General features: G+C 37.5%; 23 protein-coding genes. 11 read left to right on the top strand and 12 right to left on the bottom strand.

From position 1 onward, the window contains the following. Positions 1-8 precede the first annotated feature (8 nt). Complete coding sequence (locus ACO05K_RS03655) at positions 9-437, bottom strand: hypothetical protein (protein ID WP_421943108.1); 429 nt, start codon at positions 435-437, stop codon at positions 9-11. A gap of 194 nt (positions 438-631) precedes the next feature. Between ACO05K_RS03655 and ACO05K_RS03660 the strand changes: the two genes are divergently transcribed. Further along, on the top strand, positions 632-847 hold the full coding sequence (locus tag ACO05K_RS03660) for a hypothetical protein (protein WP_421943109.1): 216 nt from the start codon (positions 632-634) through the stop codon (positions 845-847). A gap of 121 nt (positions 848-968) precedes the next feature. Here ACO05K_RS03660 and ACO05K_RS03665 read toward each other — a convergent pair whose 3' ends face one another. From ACO05K_RS03665 to ACO05K_RS03690, 6 genes are all read right to left on the bottom strand, one after another. After that, the gene (locus tag ACO05K_RS03665) at positions 969-1,946 is read right to left on the bottom strand and encodes an MlaD family protein (RefSeq protein ID WP_421943110.1); all 978 of its coding nucleotides are present in this window, start codon (positions 1,944-1,946) and stop codon (positions 969-971) included. A gap of 2 nt (positions 1,947-1,948) precedes the next feature. Continuing rightward, on the bottom strand, positions 1,949-2,722 hold the full coding sequence (locus ACO05K_RS03670) for an ABC transporter ATP-binding protein (protein ID WP_421943111.1): 774 nt from the start codon (positions 2,720-2,722) through the stop codon (positions 1,949-1,951). A gap of 5 nt (positions 2,723-2,727) precedes the next feature. After that, the gene (locus tag ACO05K_RS03675; protein ID WP_421943112.1) at positions 2,728-3,528 is read right to left on the bottom strand and encodes an MlaE family ABC transporter permease; all 801 of its coding nucleotides are present in this window, start codon (positions 3,526-3,528) and stop codon (positions 2,728-2,730) included. Next, positions 3,519-3,881: a hypothetical protein gene (locus ACO05K_RS03680; RefSeq protein ID WP_421943113.1), complete on the bottom strand. Its 363-nt coding sequence runs from the start codon at positions 3,879-3,881 to the stop codon at positions 3,519-3,521. The genes ACO05K_RS03675 and ACO05K_RS03680 overlap by 10 nt, the downstream gene beginning before the upstream one ends. Positions 3,882-3,986: 105 nt before the next feature. Continuing rightward, positions 3,987-4,268: a hypothetical protein gene (locus tag ACO05K_RS03685; RefSeq protein ID WP_421943114.1), complete on the bottom strand. Its 282-nt coding sequence runs from the start codon at positions 4,266-4,268 to the stop codon at positions 3,987-3,989. A 3-nt stretch (positions 4,269-4,271) separates the two neighbouring features. Beyond that, positions 4,272-4,616 carry a hypothetical protein gene (locus ACO05K_RS03690; RefSeq protein WP_421943115.1) on the bottom strand — a complete coding sequence of 115 codons (345 nt, stop codon included), beginning with the start codon at positions 4,614-4,616 and terminating at the stop codon, positions 4,272-4,274. A 169-nt stretch (positions 4,617-4,785) separates the two neighbouring features. Between ACO05K_RS03690 and ACO05K_RS03695 the strand changes: the two genes are divergently transcribed. The 4 genes from ACO05K_RS03695 (at position 4,786) to ACO05K_RS03710 (ending at position 8,541) form a co-directional block, all read left to right on the top strand. Continuing rightward, positions 4,786-5,016: a DUF3253 domain-containing protein gene (locus ACO05K_RS03695; protein WP_421943116.1), complete on the top strand. Its 231-nt coding sequence runs from the start codon at positions 4,786-4,788 to the stop codon at positions 5,014-5,016. 183 nt (positions 5,017-5,199) lie between these two features. Then, positions 5,200-5,874, top strand: a complete 675-nt coding sequence (locus tag ACO05K_RS03700) for a hypothetical protein (protein ID WP_421943117.1) — start codon at positions 5,200-5,202, stop codon at positions 5,872-5,874. Positions 5,875-6,036: 162 nt separating this feature from the next. After that, positions 6,037-7,224 carry a GAF domain-containing sensor histidine kinase gene (locus ACO05K_RS03705; RefSeq protein WP_421943118.1) on the top strand — a complete coding sequence of 396 codons (1,188 nt, stop codon included), beginning with the start codon at positions 6,037-6,039 and terminating at the stop codon, positions 7,222-7,224. Positions 7,225-7,518: 294 nt separating this feature from the next. Then, positions 7,519-8,541 carry an LLM class flavin-dependent oxidoreductase gene (locus ACO05K_RS03710; protein WP_421943119.1) on the top strand — a complete coding sequence of 341 codons (1,023 nt, stop codon included), beginning with the start codon at positions 7,519-7,521 and terminating at the stop codon, positions 8,539-8,541. A gap of 546 nt (positions 8,542-9,087) precedes the next feature. On the opposite strand, the gene ACO05K_RS03715 is transcribed toward ACO05K_RS03710, so the two are convergent. From ACO05K_RS03715 to ACO05K_RS03725, 3 genes are all read right to left on the bottom strand, one after another. Next, a complete protein-coding gene (locus ACO05K_RS03715) occupies positions 9,088-9,393 on the bottom strand; it encodes a hypothetical protein (RefSeq protein WP_421943120.1) in 306 nt (101 codons plus the stop codon). 94 nt (positions 9,394-9,487) lie between these two features. Then, the gene (locus tag ACO05K_RS03720; RefSeq protein WP_421943121.1) at positions 9,488-9,847 is read right to left on the bottom strand and encodes a response regulator transcription factor; all 360 of its coding nucleotides are present in this window, start codon (positions 9,845-9,847) and stop codon (positions 9,488-9,490) included. A gap of 338 nt (positions 9,848-10,185) precedes the next feature. Further along, on the bottom strand, positions 10,186-10,416 hold the full coding sequence (locus ACO05K_RS03725) for a hypothetical protein (RefSeq protein WP_421943122.1): 231 nt from the start codon (positions 10,414-10,416) through the stop codon (positions 10,186-10,188). A gap of 320 nt (positions 10,417-10,736) precedes the next feature. Here ACO05K_RS03725 and ACO05K_RS03730 point away from each other — a divergent pair, with 320 nt between their 5' ends. Beyond that, positions 10,737-11,720 (top strand): SDR family oxidoreductase, encoded by a 984-nt coding sequence (locus tag ACO05K_RS03730; protein WP_421943123.1) that lies wholly within the window; start codon positions 10,737-10,739, stop codon positions 11,718-11,720. A gap of 391 nt (positions 11,721-12,111) precedes the next feature. Here ACO05K_RS03730 and ACO05K_RS03735 read toward each other — a convergent pair whose 3' ends face one another. Beyond that, on the bottom strand, positions 12,112-12,558 hold the full coding sequence (locus tag ACO05K_RS03735) for a DUF1572 family protein (protein ID WP_421943124.1): 447 nt from the start codon (positions 12,556-12,558) through the stop codon (positions 12,112-12,114). Between the two features lie 446 nt (positions 12,559-13,004). On the opposite strand from ACO05K_RS03735, the gene ACO05K_RS03740 reads away from it, so the two are divergent. From ACO05K_RS03740 to ACO05K_RS03760, 5 genes are all read left to right on the top strand, one after another. Beyond that, on the top strand, positions 13,005-13,511 hold the full coding sequence (locus ACO05K_RS03740; protein ID WP_421943125.1) for a Crp/Fnr family transcriptional regulator: 507 nt from the start codon (positions 13,005-13,007) through the stop codon (positions 13,509-13,511). A gap of 94 nt (positions 13,512-13,605) precedes the next feature. After that, positions 13,606-14,358 (top strand): SDR family NAD(P)-dependent oxidoreductase, encoded by a 753-nt coding sequence (locus tag ACO05K_RS03745; RefSeq protein ID WP_421943126.1) that lies wholly within the window; start codon positions 13,606-13,608, stop codon positions 14,356-14,358. Positions 14,359-14,413: 55 nt separating this feature from the next. Continuing rightward, positions 14,414-15,172, top strand: coding sequence for an SDR family NAD(P)-dependent oxidoreductase (locus ACO05K_RS03750; protein WP_421943127.1), 759 nt, complete (start codon positions 14,414-14,416; stop codon positions 15,170-15,172). A gap of 242 nt (positions 15,173-15,414) precedes the next feature. Then, on the top strand, positions 15,415-15,642 hold the full coding sequence (locus ACO05K_RS03755) for a hypothetical protein (protein ID WP_421943128.1): 228 nt from the start codon (positions 15,415-15,417) through the stop codon (positions 15,640-15,642). Continuing rightward, positions 15,642-16,352, top strand: coding sequence for a DUF2490 domain-containing protein (locus tag ACO05K_RS03760; protein WP_421943129.1), 711 nt, complete (start codon positions 15,642-15,644; stop codon positions 16,350-16,352). Before ACO05K_RS03755 ends, ACO05K_RS03760 begins: the two co-directional genes overlap by 1 nt. Positions 16,353-17,465: 1,113 nt before the next feature. On the opposite strand, the gene ACO05K_RS03765 is transcribed toward ACO05K_RS03760, so the two are convergent. After that, positions 17,466-18,026, bottom strand: coding sequence for a hypothetical protein (locus tag ACO05K_RS03765; RefSeq protein WP_421943130.1), 561 nt, complete (start codon positions 18,024-18,026; stop codon positions 17,466-17,468). Between the last annotated feature and the right edge of the window lie 64 nt (positions 18,027-18,090).

The raw sequence follows: 18,090 nt of genomic DNA on the forward strand, positions 1-18,090 counted from the left end.
TTGGAAAATTAATTTTTAGAATTCTTTCCCAAGGCTGAAGGGAGTTTATGCTCGAGCAATTCGAGTCTCTTTTTCCACTTTTGCAGTACTTCATGCTCATAGAAAGGAAGTTCTTTAGCATTTAGCAATCCGAGCATTTTAGCTAATGGCTTTGAATCATTCGCCAGCTTTTGGTGAGACTTTATCCATTCCCTTTGAGCGGACTCAATGTGCGCTTCATGACTATTGATAATTTTTTTCAAAAACTTTACTTCGATAGTTGTCTGTTTGGATTTTCGATATAGTATTAATAACCTTGCTGCCGCATCTATGTGTAATGGGTTCTTCTTTAATATTGCTTCATAGTTTTGAATAGCCATTTCTTTGGAATCAGTTTTTTCATGCGCCAACGCATCCCGAAAGTTTTGAATTTCCAATGTACTCCGTTTTTCTTTCATTCGATAAATGTATTATAGACCATGAGTAAGGTATTTAAGTCATTTTCTTTTGTTTCTAGGTTCATAAAATAAAAGTCAGAGGCTTAGAGTGTGATTTCGATTTATAGCGTGTTTCCTCATGAATATTCTGCGTCAATTTTTCTTTCACAATTGAAAACAATGGGAGTCGAAAATTAGTTTTAAGTCAGCTTAACATGGAAAAACTTATAGACATCCTAAAACAACAGCTATCCAGCTATAATATAACAGATATTGTTCAGTCTGGTGATAGAGAAATTGATATTGTTGTTGAAACTAATGCTGACGCTCAGGCTATTCGTAAAATTGCAGCGCTTATGCATGATGATAGTGAGGTGAAAATCAAAGGAATTAAAATTAATTATTTCAATAAGGATGGCGCCAGATTCTAACACGTTAAGGGATAACCGCGCTTCAAAAATAAAATGCCATTGCTTAACTATCAGCAGAACGCTTAGTTAAGCAATGAACTGAATGATTTACATTTTTCGAGTGAACTGAGAGGGTTTTTGTTTAATTGTTCTTCGTTTTTAATGAGTCTTTAGCCCGCTTTTTGAAGAAACCCCGTAGTAGAAAATTACTTTGTAAGGCTTCCAAATCCTCATCTAATTTTTTACTGCTTTTTTCTAGATTGATCATAATTGTTCTAACCTGGTTAGCCGTGACTTCATCGTTTAATAAAAGGCCAGCTGCATTATCTTTTGTTTTAAGTTTGGCCGATGCCGCTTCAAGATTTTCTGCCATTTTGCTTGCAGATCTGGTTGTGTTTTGCAGGCTTTCGGCAGACCGTTCGAGTTTCGCAAAAACAGCGGTGTCGGTTAACATTTTATCCATAAGGCCGTTTTTAGTATTAATCGTTTTGCTGAATTCCCGTAATTCTAAGGCAACTTTTGAAGTTACCAGAGAGGTCTGATTTAAGTTTGAAACCATTGATTTAAAATTCCTTGCAAGTTCCTCATCACTTAATAATGCGCCCGCTGCACCTTTTCCATCAATTAAGTTACGGGATAGAATTTTGAAATCAGATGTCACATCTACAAGGTTTTTATTGTTAACCTGCAGAGTTTTCATGATGTCGTCTGTTGAGAGTGAGCTGTTTACCTTAAGTACATCACCATCTTCTACAAACGGGAATTTAGGTGTACCACCTGTCAACACTACAATCTTATTCCCGATTAAGCCATCAGCACCAATACTTGCTCCGGCATCCTTATGGATATATTTATGCACGTCTTCTTCAATACTTAATAGTACCCTAACTTGTGAAGAACCATAAAAATCTATTTTTTTGATCGTTCCGATTTTTACACCAGAAAACCACACGTTATTGCCTTTCTTTAAGCCCTGGATATCGTTAAAAATAACGCTCAGGTTAAAACTTTTCACGAATGTTTTCTTCTGACTGCCAAGGGTAAAGATGGCTACCACAAATATCAGTATTCCAATGGCTATAAATATGCCTACTGTAACTTTCTTCCTATTATCGTTCATCGTTATTGTATAAAATTATAATCATAAAATGGCTGGGCCTGTTTGTCTTCCACATTAAAAATTTCTTCAAAACTACCCTGTCTATCAAAACGCTTATCAACAAGCATAGCAACGCGGTTACCAACTTCCTTTGCGCAGGTTAAATCATGTGTAATTATTATTGCACTGGTATGGTAGCGTTCCTGCACATCATTTATCAATTTATTAATATCTTTTGATGTAATTGGATCAAGACCTGCAGTGGGCTCATCATAGAGCATGATTTCAGGTTTTAAAATCAGCGTTCTTGCAATCCCTATGCGCTTACGCTGTCCGCCTGAAAGCTCTGATGGCATCTGGTTTATCGTTTGCGAAAGACCAACAGCATCCAGCATTTCCTCAACCAGCTCATCCACTTCTTTTCTGTCCATATCACGACGGTTCCTCACCAATGGAAACTCAAGGTTTTCCCGTACGGTCATACTATCATATAATGCACTGTTTTGGAATGAAAAGCCAATTCTTAAGCGTAGATCCAGAAGTTCCTTGTAAGATATCGAATCAATTTGATGGCCTAACACATTCACAAGTCCTTCATCTGGACTAAGCAAGCCAACAATTATCTTGATCAATACTGACTTACCGGTGCCGCTTTTCCCAAGAACGACGAGATTTTCGCCCTTGTATAAATCCAGCGTTGCATCCTGCAATACTTTGTAATCGCCAAAAGCTTTATAAAGATTTTTTATCTCAATTACCTTATCGGTGCGCACATCCGTTTTTATCTTTGCCATCATACCAACTAAGAATTAAATAAACTAAATATTTGCACACATATTATTTCTTCAATAAATATTAAAAACATCGCAGTAACCACTGCTGAATTTGCTGCCTTTCCCACGCCTTCTGTTCCCTTTGAGGAATTGTAACCCTGGTAACAACCAACTATTGCAATTGTAAAACCAAATAAAATTGCTTTAATGGTAGAGGCGATAATGTCAAGATAAGTGATGCTTTCAAGTGCACTTTGAAAAAATGTGGTTGCGCTTGTGCCTTCGTTAACAGAAACATTAAGCAAGGCGCCCAGCATACCAACCATTGCAGTATAAAAAGTGAGAATTGGCATGGTGATGGTGGCAGCCAGAACCCGGGTTGCCACCAAAAACTTAAAGGGATTTGTCGCACTCACTTCCATGGCATCAATCTGCTCGCTCACTTTCATTGATCCTAATTCTGCGCCGATGCTTGAACCAACCTTTCCGGCTGCAATTAATCCGGTTAGCAATGGCGCAAGGGTACGGAGCAGCGCTATCCCAACAAGTGAAGGAAGCCATGATGTTGCACCAAATTCTGAAAGTGATGGTCTGGACTGTTTTGTAAAAACCAGGCCAGTGATAAAACCGGTTGTAGAAATCAACAGCGCCGAGCGGTATCCAATTTCATAGCATTGGCGCATAAGTTCTTTGAATTCATAAGGTGGGAGGAATGCCTCTTTAAAAAATCGCCCTATAAATCTGAAAACGTCATACAGTGCAATAAACCAGGCTGCAAATTTTCCGGTGGGCTTCGGAACAGGCCTTTCAGCTTCTTTTTCTATTCCCATTTCCTAGTATCGTTATTCTTTTTAGGGTTTGATAAAAGCTCTTCTTCTTTTTCCACTCTGAATTGATGGATAATCGAGGTGTCTTTAGGAGACAAGCTTCCATATATTTTTTGAAAGGTGTACATTAGTGCTGAGTCTTGTCGTTGAAAATCGGCTCTGTTTATCTTGCCTGCCACCAAACTTTTTCGTAACTGAAGTGACTGATTTAATATTGATTTTGCCGAATCCACTATGGAATAACTTGAAAGTACAGTTCGCTCGTCAACTTTGTTTCCCCCAGAACCTTTTTCAGGATTGGTGTTATGACAGCCTGCCGCCAAAAGCAATACTGGAAGCAATTGTTTTATCCTCATGTTAACAATACAAGTTGCATCTTGATTTGTTTTGTAAAACCCTGATATTAAATGAAAAAACGGAGGGTAAGTGTTGGAAAGCCTTGAGCAATGGCATATCTTAAGCTAATGGTACTCAAAACTCAATTTTCCATCTAGTACAAACAAGTAGGTCGTCTGACCCGCCAGATAATTATGAATCGGATACTTGTTGCCCATATCTGTAAGTGAGCTTATCAGTTCATCGCTAACTCGTTTTAAGCGTTTTTTGCTAAGCGCTCTTTTATCCTGTAAGTCAGCGATTTCGACCTCATTAATTAGTGCATCAATATCCTGATCAATATTGTGAATTTTGTTTAACAGGCTTAGGTAATTATTAAACTGTTCCTGTATTGTAAACTGACTCATTTATTAATCTTTTTTTTCTTCCATAATAATACTTCCCGCTTCGCAATGGATCAGCAGTTCAGTATTATCCCTTTTATCTTTTACAAGTACTTTTGTATTTACACGGCAAAGCGCATCAGCTAGCGTATCCTGAATCAATCCCCATTCCCTGCTTCTGTCTTCCAGTTCTTTTTCCCGGCGCTCCCGCTCTATACATGCAATAATATGCTGGTCAGCCTCTGATGCGCTAATGTATTTTTCTTTTGATAAATCGGGTAATTCGCTTTCGTCATAGGCTTTTTTGGCATCTTCGACTACGAGTGATTTTAACTCATACTCATCAAATAACTCCTGCATTGTCTTGTTCATTTTTATTTAACCATTGCAATCACAAAATGTTTTAACTCATCTTTCTCAACGCACGCTTATTAATAAAATTCATTTCCGGAAACGGGTCATAACTTGAAAGAACCGGTTTTTGTAAACAATAGCGACTGTCAGTTGTTGCCCGATAAGCAGAAATGAAACTATTAAGGCCATGATTTCGGAAACGATTTTAGCATTTGCCCGGCAACGGGGTAAAGACAAAACAACCTGTCCTTCTGAAATTGCCAGGGCGCTGTTTCCAGATAACTGGAGAAAGTACATGAAACAGGTGAGGGATGAGGCTATAAAATTACATAATAAGCGAGAGGTAGTAATCATGCAAAAGGGAAAAGTTATTGATGTTCAACACATCAAAGGACCTGTCAGGATAAAGATAGTCTAATAGACAGAAGGTGACTCAGTTCTTGCCAGTTGAGCTGATAGCTTATCTTTTCCATTGGAATTAATTAGCGGTGCATTATTTGTTCGAGAATCGCTAATTAGAAAACACCTTATTATTTTGGAATTTAACCAAACTTTCTGATAACCAATGTGGTTTAAATTAGTGTAAGAAAAAGATAAAACTATGAAAAAGCTTTTAAACTTAGCATTTTATGCCCTTATTTCGTTAACATTTATATCTGCCATCCCGGTGGTTGGTAAAATTCCTCATTTGAAATATGCCAAAAAAAAGCATTCGTTAGATAGCTTATCAGATGCAAGGGTGATCAAACAACTATACATCAACAGTACCCAGGCGCTGCTAAGCTCAAAATTAGCAACCTATAAATCAAAAAATAGCCGTTTAAAGGTCTTGACCGAAGAAATAGTTGAAAGACAAATTGCACTGAACGAGGATTTACGTGCCCTCTCAAAAGCAAAAGGTATCGATTTACCAATGAGTACGCCCGAAGGCGGACTAAGGCCTGATGGCAGAATAGACTCTGCACCAGAAAACCTGAGGGATACCTCGCGTATTCAAAACGCAGGCGGTGAGGCTGTAGTACAATCAGGTAAAAAACCGCAAGCAAACATAATTGATGAGGTTAGCGTTAGTACAGAAGTTAACAGACTTAAGAATCTAGATGAGAAATCAATCGACAAGGCTTATCAGCAGAGTGCCACGACCAATCAAAACCAGCTGATTGCGCTGCTTGAAGAAGCAGGCAACTCCACAGATTCGGAAATTAAAGTGTTTTCAAAAAAGTATTTACCTCAGGCAAAGCAGCAATTAAAAAAACTCGGGAACATTAAACTTTAAGCATTCTAACTTTGCAACATTTGCTTTATGGTTTTTAAAGGTCTCATCTTGCGGAAACTGGCAGAAGTAATGATTCATAATAGCCATTCATAACGTAGTTTAAATAAAGTTTTATTTACATTTGATATTGAATAATTATCCCGAATCTTAATTTTCCTTCAAATGCCATTGTCTAAAGTTACCTCTATTAATAATGACATCGATGCGGTGTCAAAAATTCCAATAATATCTAATATACTAGAGGTTATTTGCCAGATTACAGGCATGGGATTTTCTGCGATAGCAAGAGTTACTGAAGATAAATGGATTGCCTGTGCTACAAATGATAAAATCGGATTCGGACTAAAACCAGGCGGAGAGCTTGAACTTAAAACTACGATTTGTCATGAGATAAGGCAACATCAGAGGAGTGTAGCAATAGATCATGTAAGTGAAGATGAGGAATGGAAAAATCATCATACGCCACGAATATATGGTCTGCAGAGTTACATTTCGGTTCCGATAATTCTTAAAGATGGCAGCTTTTTCGGCACATTATGCGCCATAGACACAAACCCTGCCAAGGTTAATAATAAACATACGTTAGATACATTCAATCTTTTTGCCGACCTGATTTCCTTTCACTTGAGCGCTTTAGAAAAGCTCACCTCAGCAGAACAGAAAAATAATAGGCATGAAGAAGAAGCTGAAATCAGAGAGCAGTTCATAGCGATGTTAGGGCATGACCTTCGCAATCCGGTAAACGCAATATCTAATGCTGTGCAACTTCAACTTAGAAGTGAGCTTGATGATCGCAATCTGCGTTTGGCAAAGATAATTCAGGATGCAACAATGCGTACCAGGGGTTTAGTTGATAATATCCTCGATTTTGCCAGTGGAAGGCTCGGTGGAGGTATTAAGCTTAATTTTAAAAATCCGAAGGATTTGGAAACCACGTTGAAAGAGGTGATTACAGAATTCACAATTGCTCATTCTGAAACTGCTATAGAATTAGAAATGGACCTGATAACACCAGTTAAAGCAGACAATAAACGACTTGCGCAACTTTTCTCTAACCTGCTGGGTAATGCCATATCTCATGGAGAGAAAGGAAAGCCGATAGAAGTCTTGGTTAAAAGTGGAACGAAAGGACTGGAACTTTGCATTACGAATTTTGGTAAAGCTATTGATGAAAACACTAAGGCACATTTATTTAAACCGTTTTCAAGAGGTAAGGTTAAGCACGGACAGGAAGGTTTAGGCCTTGGACTCTTTATTGCGAGTGAGATTGCAAAAGCACACGGTGGTAATATCAATGTTGAATCTTCTAATAATCGAATTTGTTTTAGTGTAAAATTGCCCGCATATTAGGATAATCCGGTTAAGTGTCAGTTCGGGTTTAGAGATTAAGGCATACAAATCCAAACAAACGTTCGCGAAAAAATAACCTCTGTAATTAATGTTAATCGCTACAATAGAATTGTCTGGCTGTAGCCTACCTCTGGATCTCAAATCTGCAATTTCTACTGATTCTAGTGAGATTTATATTTGAATTATCACTTTTTTCGATAATTTTATCGTTCCATAAACTAACCTTATTTATTACTGGAATGTGACTTTACATAGCCGCTGATTTGCTTATTTTTAGAAATATTAAAATTATTCATGAAGCAAATAGGATTTCTATCATTCGGGCACTGGTCCGACCATCCTTCATATCGAACTAGAACAGCTGCCGACACCTTACTTCAATCAATTGATTTGGCAGTAGCCGGAGAAGAAATCGGATTAGATGGCGCTTATTTCAGGGTTCATCATTTTGCCCGTCAATTGGCGTCACCATTTCCACTTCTTGCTGCTATCGGAGCAAAAACCAGTAAAATTGAAATTGGAACAGGAGTTATCGATATGCGTTACGAAAACCCATTGTATATGGTGGAAGATGCAAGTGCTGCCGACCTCATCTCCGGAGGACGTTTGCAACTTGGAATTAGCCGTGGTTCTCCCGAGCAGGTTATTGATGGCTGGCGTCACTTCGGCTACTCACTAGAAGAGGGAGAAAGTGATGCCGAGATGGGCAGGAAAAAAGCGCTTACCTTCCTGGAGAAATTATCTCACAAGGGATTTGCGGAACCAAATCCAAATCCCATGTTTCCTAATCCTGAAGGATTATTGCCCCTTGAACCACATTCACCAGGTTTGAGAGAAAGAATATGGTGGGGTGCAGCATCGAATGCTACAGCTATCTGGGCCGCCGAAAATGGTATGTTTCTGCAAAGCTCTACGCTGAAGTTTGATGAAAACGGCAAACCATTTCACATTCAGCAAGCAGAGCAAATAAGGCTTTACAAAGAAGCCTGGAAAAAAGCAGGACACCAGCGTGAGCCCAGGGTTTCTGTTAGCCGATCCATTTTTGCCCTAATTAATGAGCAAGACAGATATTATTTTGGGAATCAGGGTCGCGACTCAGATAGTTTTGGATATATCGAGCCGGAAACGCGTGCGGTTTTTGGTAAAAGCTACGCCGCCGAACCTGATAAGCTTATTGAGGAACTGTCAAAAGATGAAGCGATACAGGAAGCTGATACTATACTCTTAACCATTCCAAATACGCTTGGTGTGGACTATAATTTTCATGTGCTTTCCTCTATTCTGGAACATGTTGCACCAGCTTTAGGCTGGCGGTAAGTATAATAACACGTTAAAATCTTCTCAGTATTAAAGTATGATATTAATTAACTAATGTTATACTTTAATACAAGCAGGGTTTACATTTTTAAGATTTTAGCTAAAGTGCTTTAGTGGTTAAAAGCAGTATATCTCGCTTTGGCAAAAAAGGTTCGCCAAATGAAAAAGCGCATCTCTTCTAAACAATTTAATTTATTAATTGTTTATGCAGACGAAAAAATAAATTAAATAAGCTCCTCTCACAATGATTTTTAATAACGGTACTGTCACCAGGATTTTTTTTCTCCAGGGTAAAACAGTTGTTGTAAGCCAGACCAGTCCCAATTCTAAGTCTTTCAGGCTATATCTCGACGGAGCATTTATGGATAATGTTGCCCTCAGCCATGATACTTAATTTTCCCCTTAAAAAACTTGGCATATCAAATGATTTTCTCGAGGATATAAATAAGCACAAAAATGGAAAGCAGGGCATGAAAAAAAGCCAGCTGTAATTTCACTGCTGGCTTTTCATAATTCTCATGTCTATAGTTACAATCGCTAGTGGGATTAAATGTCATTGACTTCAGGCTGCTGACCTTTGTCTTTTCCTGAATCCTTATTTTCGAAGGTGCCATCTGCTTCTTGGTTGGTTTCATTGCTGTCATCGGTTTTGGATTCATTGCCTAACGCCTCATTAAGTTCAGTATCTTTTCCATCTGCGAATTCCGTTTCCTGAGCAGTGTAACCTGAATCCTCTGTTTGGGTAGTTTCACTTTTTTCAATGTCTTTTTCTTCTTCAGAGGAACGACCAACCTGAAATTGTTCTGGATTAACAATATCTTCTTGCTGTTGTATTTTATCTCTATTTTCCATAATATATTTTTTGAATTATACTATTAGTGTAACCCCTTTGCCTGAATAAAAGTTTCCGTTTTTTTATCGGTACAAACAGTTGCCAGAAAAAAACTTAACTCAATTGATTGGAGATTCGTTTGATTAAGTCTTCCATTTGGAAGGGTTTGGCAATAAAGTCGTCTGCCCGGCTTCTGATTTTCATTTTCTGGATTTCGCTATGTGCGGTTAGTAAAATCACTGGCAGGTGTCTGGTCGAACGGTTCAGCTTCAAATCCTCGCAAAGGTTTATTCCATGCCCATCCGGTAAAATCACATCTATTAAAAATAAATCAGGTGTAGCAATGTTCATCGCCTTTTTAAAGTCTGCCACATTTGTATACCCATTCACTTCGTAACCTGCTATTTCTAAGCTTTCACTCATTATTTCAAGAATATCCTCATTGTCTTCCAGGATGTAAATTTTGCTTTTCATGCTTACACGATATTTTTTGTAAGCACTATAACATCCTCAACGCTGTTTTTGTTCGCTGGTGTTTTTTCGATGAGCAATATTTTGTTGTCAAGAAAGTAAAATCTATGGTTCTGAAGAAGCCTTGATAGCAGGATTTTCAAGCAAGACACCAATCTCGAGGCACATGCAAGAATATTGCTGTGCTCATTGAGAGCTATCTTATTGCTTTTTATTGTAAATGTGTAATCTTAAAATATTCGCCGATAAAACAAATATCCCAGGGTAAAACAAAGTCCAGTACATTAAGATGCGCCTAGAAATACTGCGAGAATTGTTGCAGATAATATCTGAATGAATTTTTATTTTGTCTCATCACCATCCTCGTACCGATGTTCACCTTTTTCATCTTCATGAACAATTAAAGAATTAGGTGTGGACGATGCCGGATTCCCTCCCGTGCCTGTAGTCTTTGGTGTGCTTTTCAGTTCGTTGTCACTGCTTGAAGCATTCAACTCAACTGCTGTATTACCTAATGCCTTCTGGCTTAGTTTCTCTTGGTCTGTTTCTGTGTTCTGATTTTGCTTTTTCATTTCTTATATATTAATAGTTTAATCTTTACAACATATAAATTAAAGAAATGGTTTAGAATCTTAGTCCTCATTAAACTATTGAGGGGCCGGCATCATCAAATCATCCAGTACACGTACTCCACACAAACCTAAATTTCGTCTGATCATGAGTTAGATGCCAAATGATTTCAAGGTAACTCACGGAAAGTTCCTTTTTTATTATTTTTTTCCAGACAATATTAAACCTCATTCCAGTTTTTCTTTTTTAGACGGTATCTAAAAGTTCAAACATTTGTCCAAATTCAGGTGTTGCAGATAATATCAATAGCGCAAATCAAGCCATGGAAAACAATACATCAGTACCAAACTTAAGCGGCAAAACTGTAGTCATCACCGGAGCTTCCAGTGGGGTAGGGCTGGCTACCGCCGAAGCCTTCGCAAAGGCCGGAAGTAATGTTGTTTTGGCTTCCAGAGGCCAGGATGCTTTGAACCAGGCGGTGGATTATTGTAAAAGCCTTGGAGCTAACGCGATTGGTGTGCCCACCGATGTTTCGGAAATTATGCAAGTAAAAGCGCTCGTTGAGGAGGCGCTTAAAATAAGCGGTCAGATTGATTTCTGGGTGAATAATGCAGGAGTGATGGCGAGTGGTAAATTCGAGGAAATTCCCATTGAAGTAAGTCATCAGGTCGTAAAAACCAACTTACTGGGTTATCTTAACAGTGCTCATACTATTCTTCCAATATTTAAACAGCAGGGGCATGGGGTTCTCGTCAATAATGTTTCCATCGGCGGATTCATGCCTGCTCCGTACAGCGCTGTTTATTCCGCAACCAAATTTGGTATTAAGGGCATGATGGAATGTTTACAGGGCGAACTTTCCGGCGAGCCAAACATCCACATCTGTAACCTTTATCCACAGATTCAGCGCTCCACAGGTAATATGCATTCAGCCAAGTATTCCGGGCTAGACTTTAAGATTCCTCCATTTGCCGCAGATCCAAGAGATACAGCAGCGCAATTGTTGAAACTAGTGATACATCCGAAAAAAGATAAATTCCCTGACTTTTCATCGTGGGCATTAAAAACCATGCACGGTATCTTTCCAAAAATACTCGTCAACACCGCCTCTTCAGGTATGCGTCTTTTAATGCAAATTAAAGATGGAGAACCAACGAGTGGAAACGTATTAATTCCGTCGGCTTCTCCACATCAGATTTACGGGGAAACGGTCCTTCCGGTACCTTCGAAAAAAACTAAAATGGCAATGGGTATAGGACTTGTTTTGGGCTTTGGACTCATTTTGTTATCAGGAAGAAAAAGCTAAACATTAAGATTTGCTTTTTAGTGCTAACCGGCATAAAACTCTATGCCGGTTAACAGCAATACATTACATCCGGCTATTAGGACGGCACAAAAGTGCTAAAATTCCAATGCTCATAATTAATGCAATTGCACCTCCGATTAAATTAAATGTCTCTGCCATATTTTAGTTTAGTTTGTAATTCTAAAATATAACAAAGCTGTTACCTTATCAATAGTTAAACAAAAAAGCAATACGAATTTGTGTTGCATAATCCTCATAATTTGCGCTTATGTTTTCGGGCATGGAATCAACAGCAGGCCAGGCAATCAGTTTGTGTTTAGGATGATTGGTCAAATGAATTGTCTTAACATGAGTTTTTTTGTTCAGTGTCTTATCATTTTCTATCATCCGTTCAAATATCTAACATGCGTCTGTGGTAATTAATCTGTCCTAAATGATAACTCAAATGCGTAGTTAAATGTATCAGGAAATAGCCAGTTGACATTTTATCCTCAAATACTATTAACGGATAGTCATCTAATAAATCCTCATCGTCTAGTCCATCAAGTGAAGTGTTCACTGTTTTAATGGTTTCATCAAGCTGTCGTAATAACTCAAATCTTGGAATATCCTTCAAGGAAAACTCAAGTTCGCGGTTTCGCTCATAATCTACTTTCCCTAACACCAACCCAATGTAGGTTTTAAGATTGCCAATAAGGTGCAGGCATAGATTACCGGCAGAATTTGAAATTCCTTTTTCCGTTACCCATAAAACATGCTCACTTTTATAAGTGTTGATTTCATCAGCGAGCCGTTTCAAGTCGCGGTTAAAAATGGCTTTCAAAGACGATATAATCATGAAGTGTTTTTTTTTTGAATTTTATAAGCCTAATATAAGCATGCTATCTTCAATTCCATAAATTCATAATTAAAAGCAATTGTGGTTTAACCTTGCGATATTTAGCCATTACCTTAACTGATGTGTTGCTGTGCGGCGCTTTTTTATTTTATAATTCTTTAAACAATAATTAATACCAGTGTGTTATAATTGCACATCTATCAGTGAAATAATATATTTGGTTCTAATGCAGGGCGTTTTACCCTGCATTTCTTTTTTACAGAACCTACATAGCAATACGGCTTTTATTTCGGTTATAAAATCAACCATTATGTTTTTATTATCAGACAGCTTGATTAAATTGCGGCTAATATTAGAATGTTAACATGTCCAGTTTTGAAGCCCTTTTCAGTTACATCCAGGAAGTTTCAGGTAAAATGTTGTCCGATAGTGACAAACATTTGTTAATGACACATTTTAAACCCAGAAGACTAAGAAAACGGCAATATTTTTTACAAGAGGGCGATGTTTGTAAGTATACAGGATTTATCGTAAAAGGCTCAGCACGAACATTTAATGTGGATGAAAAGGGCCATGAGCATACCCTGAAGTTGAGTATCGAAAACTGGTGGCTAACAGATTTCGAAAGTTATTATCATTTAGTGCCTAGTCAGTTTAATATACAGGCGCTGGAAGATATGGAGATTCTGCAAATCACAAATGCACTTGTTGAGGAATTTATAAAACCAATCCCCGCTTTTACAGCGATGCAGAACGTAATCAGCCAAAATTACAGCATTGCCGCACAGAAAAGGATGCGTTCTGCCATTAGCCATTCGGCCGAAGAACGCTTTAATGAACTCGTTAGTGAATATCCTCATTTTTTACAACGATTCCCGCTAAACATGATAGCTTCCTATCTTGGATTATCACCTGAAACTTTAAGCAGAATAAGAAAAGCTTCTTTAAAATAACTTGATTTTTATCAAGTGTATTTAATGACTTGAGTCAAGAATCAGTCTGCTAAAGGGCTGCATCTTTGTCTGTGTTAATTAAATCACGATAATCATGAACAAGTTAAAAAATAAAGTTGCAGTTATTACAGGTGGTAATAGCGGTATTGGATTCGGTATTGCAGAAGCATTTAAAAATGAAGATGCAGTTGGAGCAATTGTTGGCAGAAACGCTGAAACCTTATATAAAGCAGTGGCAAATCTTGGCAATAATTTTATAGCCATCAATGCAGATGTGACCAACACCGAAAGCCTGACGCAAATTTTTGAAGAGACCGCTGAAAAATTTGGTAAGATAGACATCTTAGTCGCCAATGCTGGTGCGGGGACTACCGGAACGGTTGAAGAAACTTCTGAAGCAGATTACGATAAAACCATGAATCTGAACTTGAAAAGTGTTTATTTCACTGTTCAGAGAGCACTGCCTTATATGAATGATGGTGCTTCAATTATTCTGATTGGATCCAACGCTGCACATCGTGCATACCCTTCATTCGGACTTTACGGTGCTGCAAAAGCAGCAGTCATATATCTTGCGAAAGGCTTTTCGAATGACCTGTTACATAGAAATATCAGGGTAAATGTAATTACTCCGGGTACAACAGATACACCAGCCTTTGAAAAATTTGTTCCTGCAGAACAAATACAAGCAGTAAAAACACAATTTGCCAGTGTTATGCCAATTGGTCGGATAGGCAAACCTTCTGATATAGGGAAGACAGCTGTTTTTTTGGCCTCCGAAGATTCTTCTTTTTTACTAGGTGCCGAACTCCTTGTTGATGGTGGCATGACCTACCTATCTAAATAACATCTCCACTTTCCTTTCGGGGTATCAAAATCAATTAAATATCAAATTATTCAGAATGAACAGATTAATAAATAAAGTAGCCATTGTTACTGGTGCATCAAAAGGAATTGGTGCATCTATCGCAAAGCATTTTGCCGCGGCAGGTGCAAAAGTTGTAGTGAATTATGCTTCAAGTAAACAGGGTGCAGAACTCGTAGTCAACGAGATAATTGAAAACGGAGGCCAGGCCATCGCAGTGCAGGCAGATGTATCAAACCAAGCTGATGTCATCAGACTATTTGAAGAGGCAAATGCCACTTTCGGTCAATTGGATATTTTGGTTAACAACGCTGTCTATCAAGGATATTTACCTATCGATCAAATATCTGAAGAGGCTTTTCATAACCATTTTAATGTAAACGTTTTAGGTCCGATATTAACTATCCAATCATCTTTAAAAGCCTTTGGTGATAAGGGAGGAAATATAATCAATATCAGTTCAGGAGCAAGTAAATCTCCTCTTCCAGGTGCTTCATTATACTCTTCTACAAAGGCGGCATTAGATGCAATGACAATTGCATTGTCGAAAGAACTGGGTGCTAAAAACATTCGCATCAATTCCATTTTACCCGGGGCTACTGATACTGAAGGCGCTAATAGTGCTGGTGTAACACCTGGTAGTGAATATGAAAAAATGTTTGTTTCTAAAACGCCGCTTGGCCGCAGAGGACTACCGGAAGATATTGCCAAAGCTGCTGTGTTTCTTGCCTCTGATGATGCAGGATGGATTACGGGAGAACAGATTGGCGTGTCTGGTGGTATGTACGGTTTTTAGTGCTAATCCGTTAAATAATTTCACTATTCGAGATGTTATGCAAGGCATCTCGAATTGTTTATTATCGAGATTTTTCTTCCTATTAACCAAGATGTCCGATTATAAATCCGTATAAAAATAAAACATTTGAGATGTGCAAATAGCTTGGGGAGTTGCTCAAATTAAGTCACTGCATCAAAATTAAAAGATAATAAATAAAACAATTTGGCGCTGATGTGGATTGTTACTGGAAATTATACATCATGAGCAGTACGAAAAAAAGTGAAGACGATTTACAACAATTTATTAAAGCTTTCGATCCAAATAAATTTAAAATTCTAAAGTCTGGCATTGAAATAAGGGGCATTAGCGATATTCACAGAAGTAATACCCTGGCGAAAGAGCTCATCCAAAAATTAAAATTGCAACTTGATGTTAGGCATAATGCAGAAATGACAACATACGGTGGGTTTGAAGTGGTAAAATTATAATGTTTTCTTCAAGATGTCATTTCAACATAAAATGGATTTATGTTTTTATTGCTATATTCTGTTTACAGCAAGAAATTGCACTTGGACAATCACATGCTAATGAATACTGGCTTTTCTGGACACATACTCAAAAGATTAATGAGCGGTTTGGCTTATTGTTAGATGCGCAAACCCGTTCACAACAATCTTTAAAACAACTGAATACACTTTTACTACGTGGTGCAATTGCCTACAACTTTAAAAATAAAAGCAGTTTTGCATTGGGTTATGCTTATAAAAGCGATTTCGAAGATAACAAGCGTACCGAATACGAGCACCGGATATTCCAGCAATATCTGAGGGATTTTAAAATAAAAAAAGTTGAGGTACAGATAAGGGGAAGGTTAGAACAACGGTTTTTAACTGAGGTTGCGACTAATTTTGCTTTAAGAGCCAGGGGATTTGTTTCCTTACAGATTCCAGTTCTGGCTAACGAAGATTTTTCATCAGGCTTATTTACTGGTATTCAGAACGAATTATTTTTAAATGTGCTGAACAAGCAGAATGTAAACGATCACATCTTCGACCAAAACAGGCCATACATTTCACTTGGCTATCGATTTAGTAAAAAAATAGAAACCGCTTTCGATTATGGCCTGATGACAAGTCAGGACTACAACCAGAAAGAAGTTAGTTCCGTTTTCCGGATATCTTTAACCAGCGATTTCTAATACGAGCTCATAGCTGAATATGTTTTTGAGGTCAAAAGATTACATGGATTAATGGGCTAAAATAGCAGGAGTTTTGCGCTTATATTTGGAGTTGGCTAATATTATCACCAAGTTTTTTTAGAACCTCTAAAGCTAATTGTTCGTCTTTGGGCGTAATGCGCTGTTTACTATTTTTCTGTGAGACTTAATTGAGCTTATTATTAAATTTTGATTTGGCAGACTTAGGCTTGTCAGGGTACATGGCATGAGCCAGATCAGTTTGACAAATCATAGGATTGTCCTTAAGAAATTTTTTTAGGTTCATAGAGCAATTTACTATTGAGATAATTTGTTATTAATTACAATGCATGGTAAAACAAAAAGCCACTAGAATTTTATTCAGGTGGCTTTTTAACAAACAATTATTGAATTTTCTATCCAGATCTAATGAATAATTATGCTGGAATAACATTATAGAAGATTAAAAGTTTTAGAAATCTAAGGTCTATAACTTGCAGTTGTAGTTATATGCAGAAATCATCACTTTTATTCAGAAGGTAGTCTCAAATATTAGTTCTAAAGTTTTAAGTCTTCAAATCAGCGGCTAGTTATGCTGCCCTGGTAAAGTTTTGACACAAAAAAAGCAGGCACAACTCGTGTAACCTGCTTTCATCTAAATTAACGCTCTCAAGATAATATACGATGTGAGAATATTATTGGTTTTTATAAAATGAAGATTTTAGGTTTAGTTTTTCTACCGCTTCTGAAAGGTAAATCGAATAACTTATTTAAAATTTCTGGCCGCTGGAAATACTATTCCATCTGCCTGTTCTCTCGTCCTGTCCCCTTAAAAGAAGATTTTTTAGTGTGATGCTGAAATTAAGCGTTACAAAATATTTTCATAACATGCCAAATATTTGTGTTCTAAATTTTCAACCAAACGGGTCTATTGTTTGGTTTCTTAAATATTCTAAATAAACCCTTTGCCTTTTAAGTCATCAACAATAGGCTGTAGCACTTGTAAAAACTCACTTAAGTGTTCAAAGTAATCATCATTTCGGGTACAAAAGCCTTAGATTTTTCTACGGCTTTTTTGATTTTGCTGATTTTATAAAATTAAGATTCAGGATAATCTTAACACCCATCATTTTTATTAAATTCTCGTTTAAGAAGCACTTTGTTTTTCTGCTCTATAATATCACCAGATACAATCAGGTATGGATGATTTGGTGAATATCCTGCGCTGTGGCTTTTTACTATAATTTTGTCGTTTACTTTAAGGCCACTTAGCTTCTGAAAATCTTTTGCATTAAATTGCATCATGTACTCTTCGCCATCAATCTTAACAATAAGCCATTTCGGAGATGATGAATTCGCATTTGGGCGCTTAAAAGTAACAGATGTAACCACGGCTTCCATATTGCTGAAGTCCTTAATGTACTTTCTTATCTTGTCATGACTGGCACTTACTTTTTTACCTGCAGGAGAGGCCTCCCATTTTATGTAATTCAAACCATCTGGGGTAGCTTCCCATTTTTTTCGGTCTTCTACTGCTCGGGCTTTCATTTCAGCCGGGGATAGCGACTTAGTTGACGGCTTGTTTTCATCTTTAGTTTCGCGATTGGCAAAAACTAGTCCGCTTACCACAACCAGCGGTAAGATTAATAGATAGGTGATTTTCTTTAAATTTTTCATAATCTTTCGAATTGATTGAGCAAATCTAGTTTGATATTCTACAAACCGATTGATTTGAATTGTA

This window comes from Pedobacter sp. (genome assembly GCF_965227205.1).
Lineage (GTDB): Bacteria > Bacteroidota > Bacteroidia > Sphingobacteriales > Sphingobacteriaceae > Pedobacter.

Coding starts and splice junctions, on each gene's coding strand:
- ACO05K_RS03765 (WP_421943130.1), bottom strand. CDS start 18,026: ATGAAAAATTTAAAGAAAATCACCTATCTATTAATCTTACCGCTGGTT.
- ACO05K_RS03745 (WP_421943126.1), top strand. CDS start 13,606: ATGAACAAGTTAAAAAATAAAGTTGCAGTTATTACAGGTGGTAATAGC.
- ACO05K_RS03675 (WP_421943112.1), bottom strand. CDS start 3,528: ATGGGAATAGAAAAAGAAGCTGAAAGGCCTGTTCCGAAGCCCACCGGA.
- ACO05K_RS03710 (WP_421943119.1), top strand. CDS start 7,519: ATGAAGCAAATAGGATTTCTATCATTCGGGCACTGGTCCGACCATCCT.
- ACO05K_RS03760 (WP_421943129.1), top strand. CDS start 15,642: ATGTTTTCTTCAAGATGTCATTTCAACATAAAATGGATTTATGTTTTT.
- ACO05K_RS03705 (WP_421943118.1), top strand. CDS start 6,037: ATGCCATTGTCTAAAGTTACCTCTATTAATAATGACATCGATGCGGTG.
- ACO05K_RS03720 (WP_421943121.1), bottom strand. CDS start 9,847: ATGAAAAGCAAAATTTACATCCTGGAAGACAATGAGGATATTCTTGAA.
- ACO05K_RS03725 (WP_421943122.1), bottom strand. CDS start 10,416: ATGAAAAAGCAAAATCAGAACACAGAAACAGACCAAGAGAAACTAAGC.
- ACO05K_RS03750 (WP_421943127.1), top strand. CDS start 14,414: ATGAACAGATTAATAAATAAAGTAGCCATTGTTACTGGTGCATCAAAA.
- ACO05K_RS03740 (WP_421943125.1), top strand. CDS start 13,005: ATGACACATTTTAAACCCAGAAGACTAAGAAAACGGCAATATTTTTTA.
- ACO05K_RS03660 (WP_421943109.1), top strand. CDS start 632: ATGGAAAAACTTATAGACATCCTAAAACAACAGCTATCCAGCTATAAT.
- ACO05K_RS03665 (WP_421943110.1), bottom strand. CDS start 1,946: ATGAACGATAATAGGAAGAAAGTTACAGTAGGCATATTTATAGCCATT.
- ACO05K_RS03700 (WP_421943117.1), top strand. CDS start 5,200: ATGAAAAAGCTTTTAAACTTAGCATTTTATGCCCTTATTTCGTTAACA.
- ACO05K_RS03690 (WP_421943115.1), bottom strand. CDS start 4,616: ATGAACAAGACAATGCAGGAGTTATTTGATGAGTATGAGTTAAAATCA.
- ACO05K_RS03670 (WP_421943111.1), bottom strand. CDS start 2,722: ATGATGGCAAAGATAAAAACGGATGTGCGCACCGATAAGGTAATTGAG.
- ACO05K_RS03755 (WP_421943128.1), top strand. CDS start 15,415: ATGAGCAGTACGAAAAAAAGTGAAGACGATTTACAACAATTTATTAAA.
- ACO05K_RS03730 (WP_421943123.1), top strand. CDS start 10,737: ATGGAAAACAATACATCAGTACCAAACTTAAGCGGCAAAACTGTAGTC.
- ACO05K_RS03655 (WP_421943108.1), bottom strand. CDS start 437: ATGAAAGAAAAACGGAGTACATTGGAAATTCAAAACTTTCGGGATGCG.
- ACO05K_RS03735 (WP_421943124.1), bottom strand. CDS start 12,558: ATGATTATATCGTCTTTGAAAGCCATTTTTAACCGCGACTTGAAACGG.
- ACO05K_RS03680 (WP_421943113.1), bottom strand. CDS start 3,881: ATGAGGATAAAACAATTGCTTCCAGTATTGCTTTTGGCGGCAGGCTGT.
- ACO05K_RS03685 (WP_421943114.1), bottom strand. CDS start 4,268: ATGAGTCAGTTTACAATACAGGAACAGTTTAATAATTACCTAAGCCTG.
- ACO05K_RS03715 (WP_421943120.1), bottom strand. CDS start 9,393: ATGGAAAATAGAGATAAAATACAACAGCAAGAAGATATTGTTAATCCA.
- ACO05K_RS03695 (WP_421943116.1), top strand. CDS start 4,786: ATGATTTCGGAAACGATTTTAGCATTTGCCCGGCAACGGGGTAAAGAC.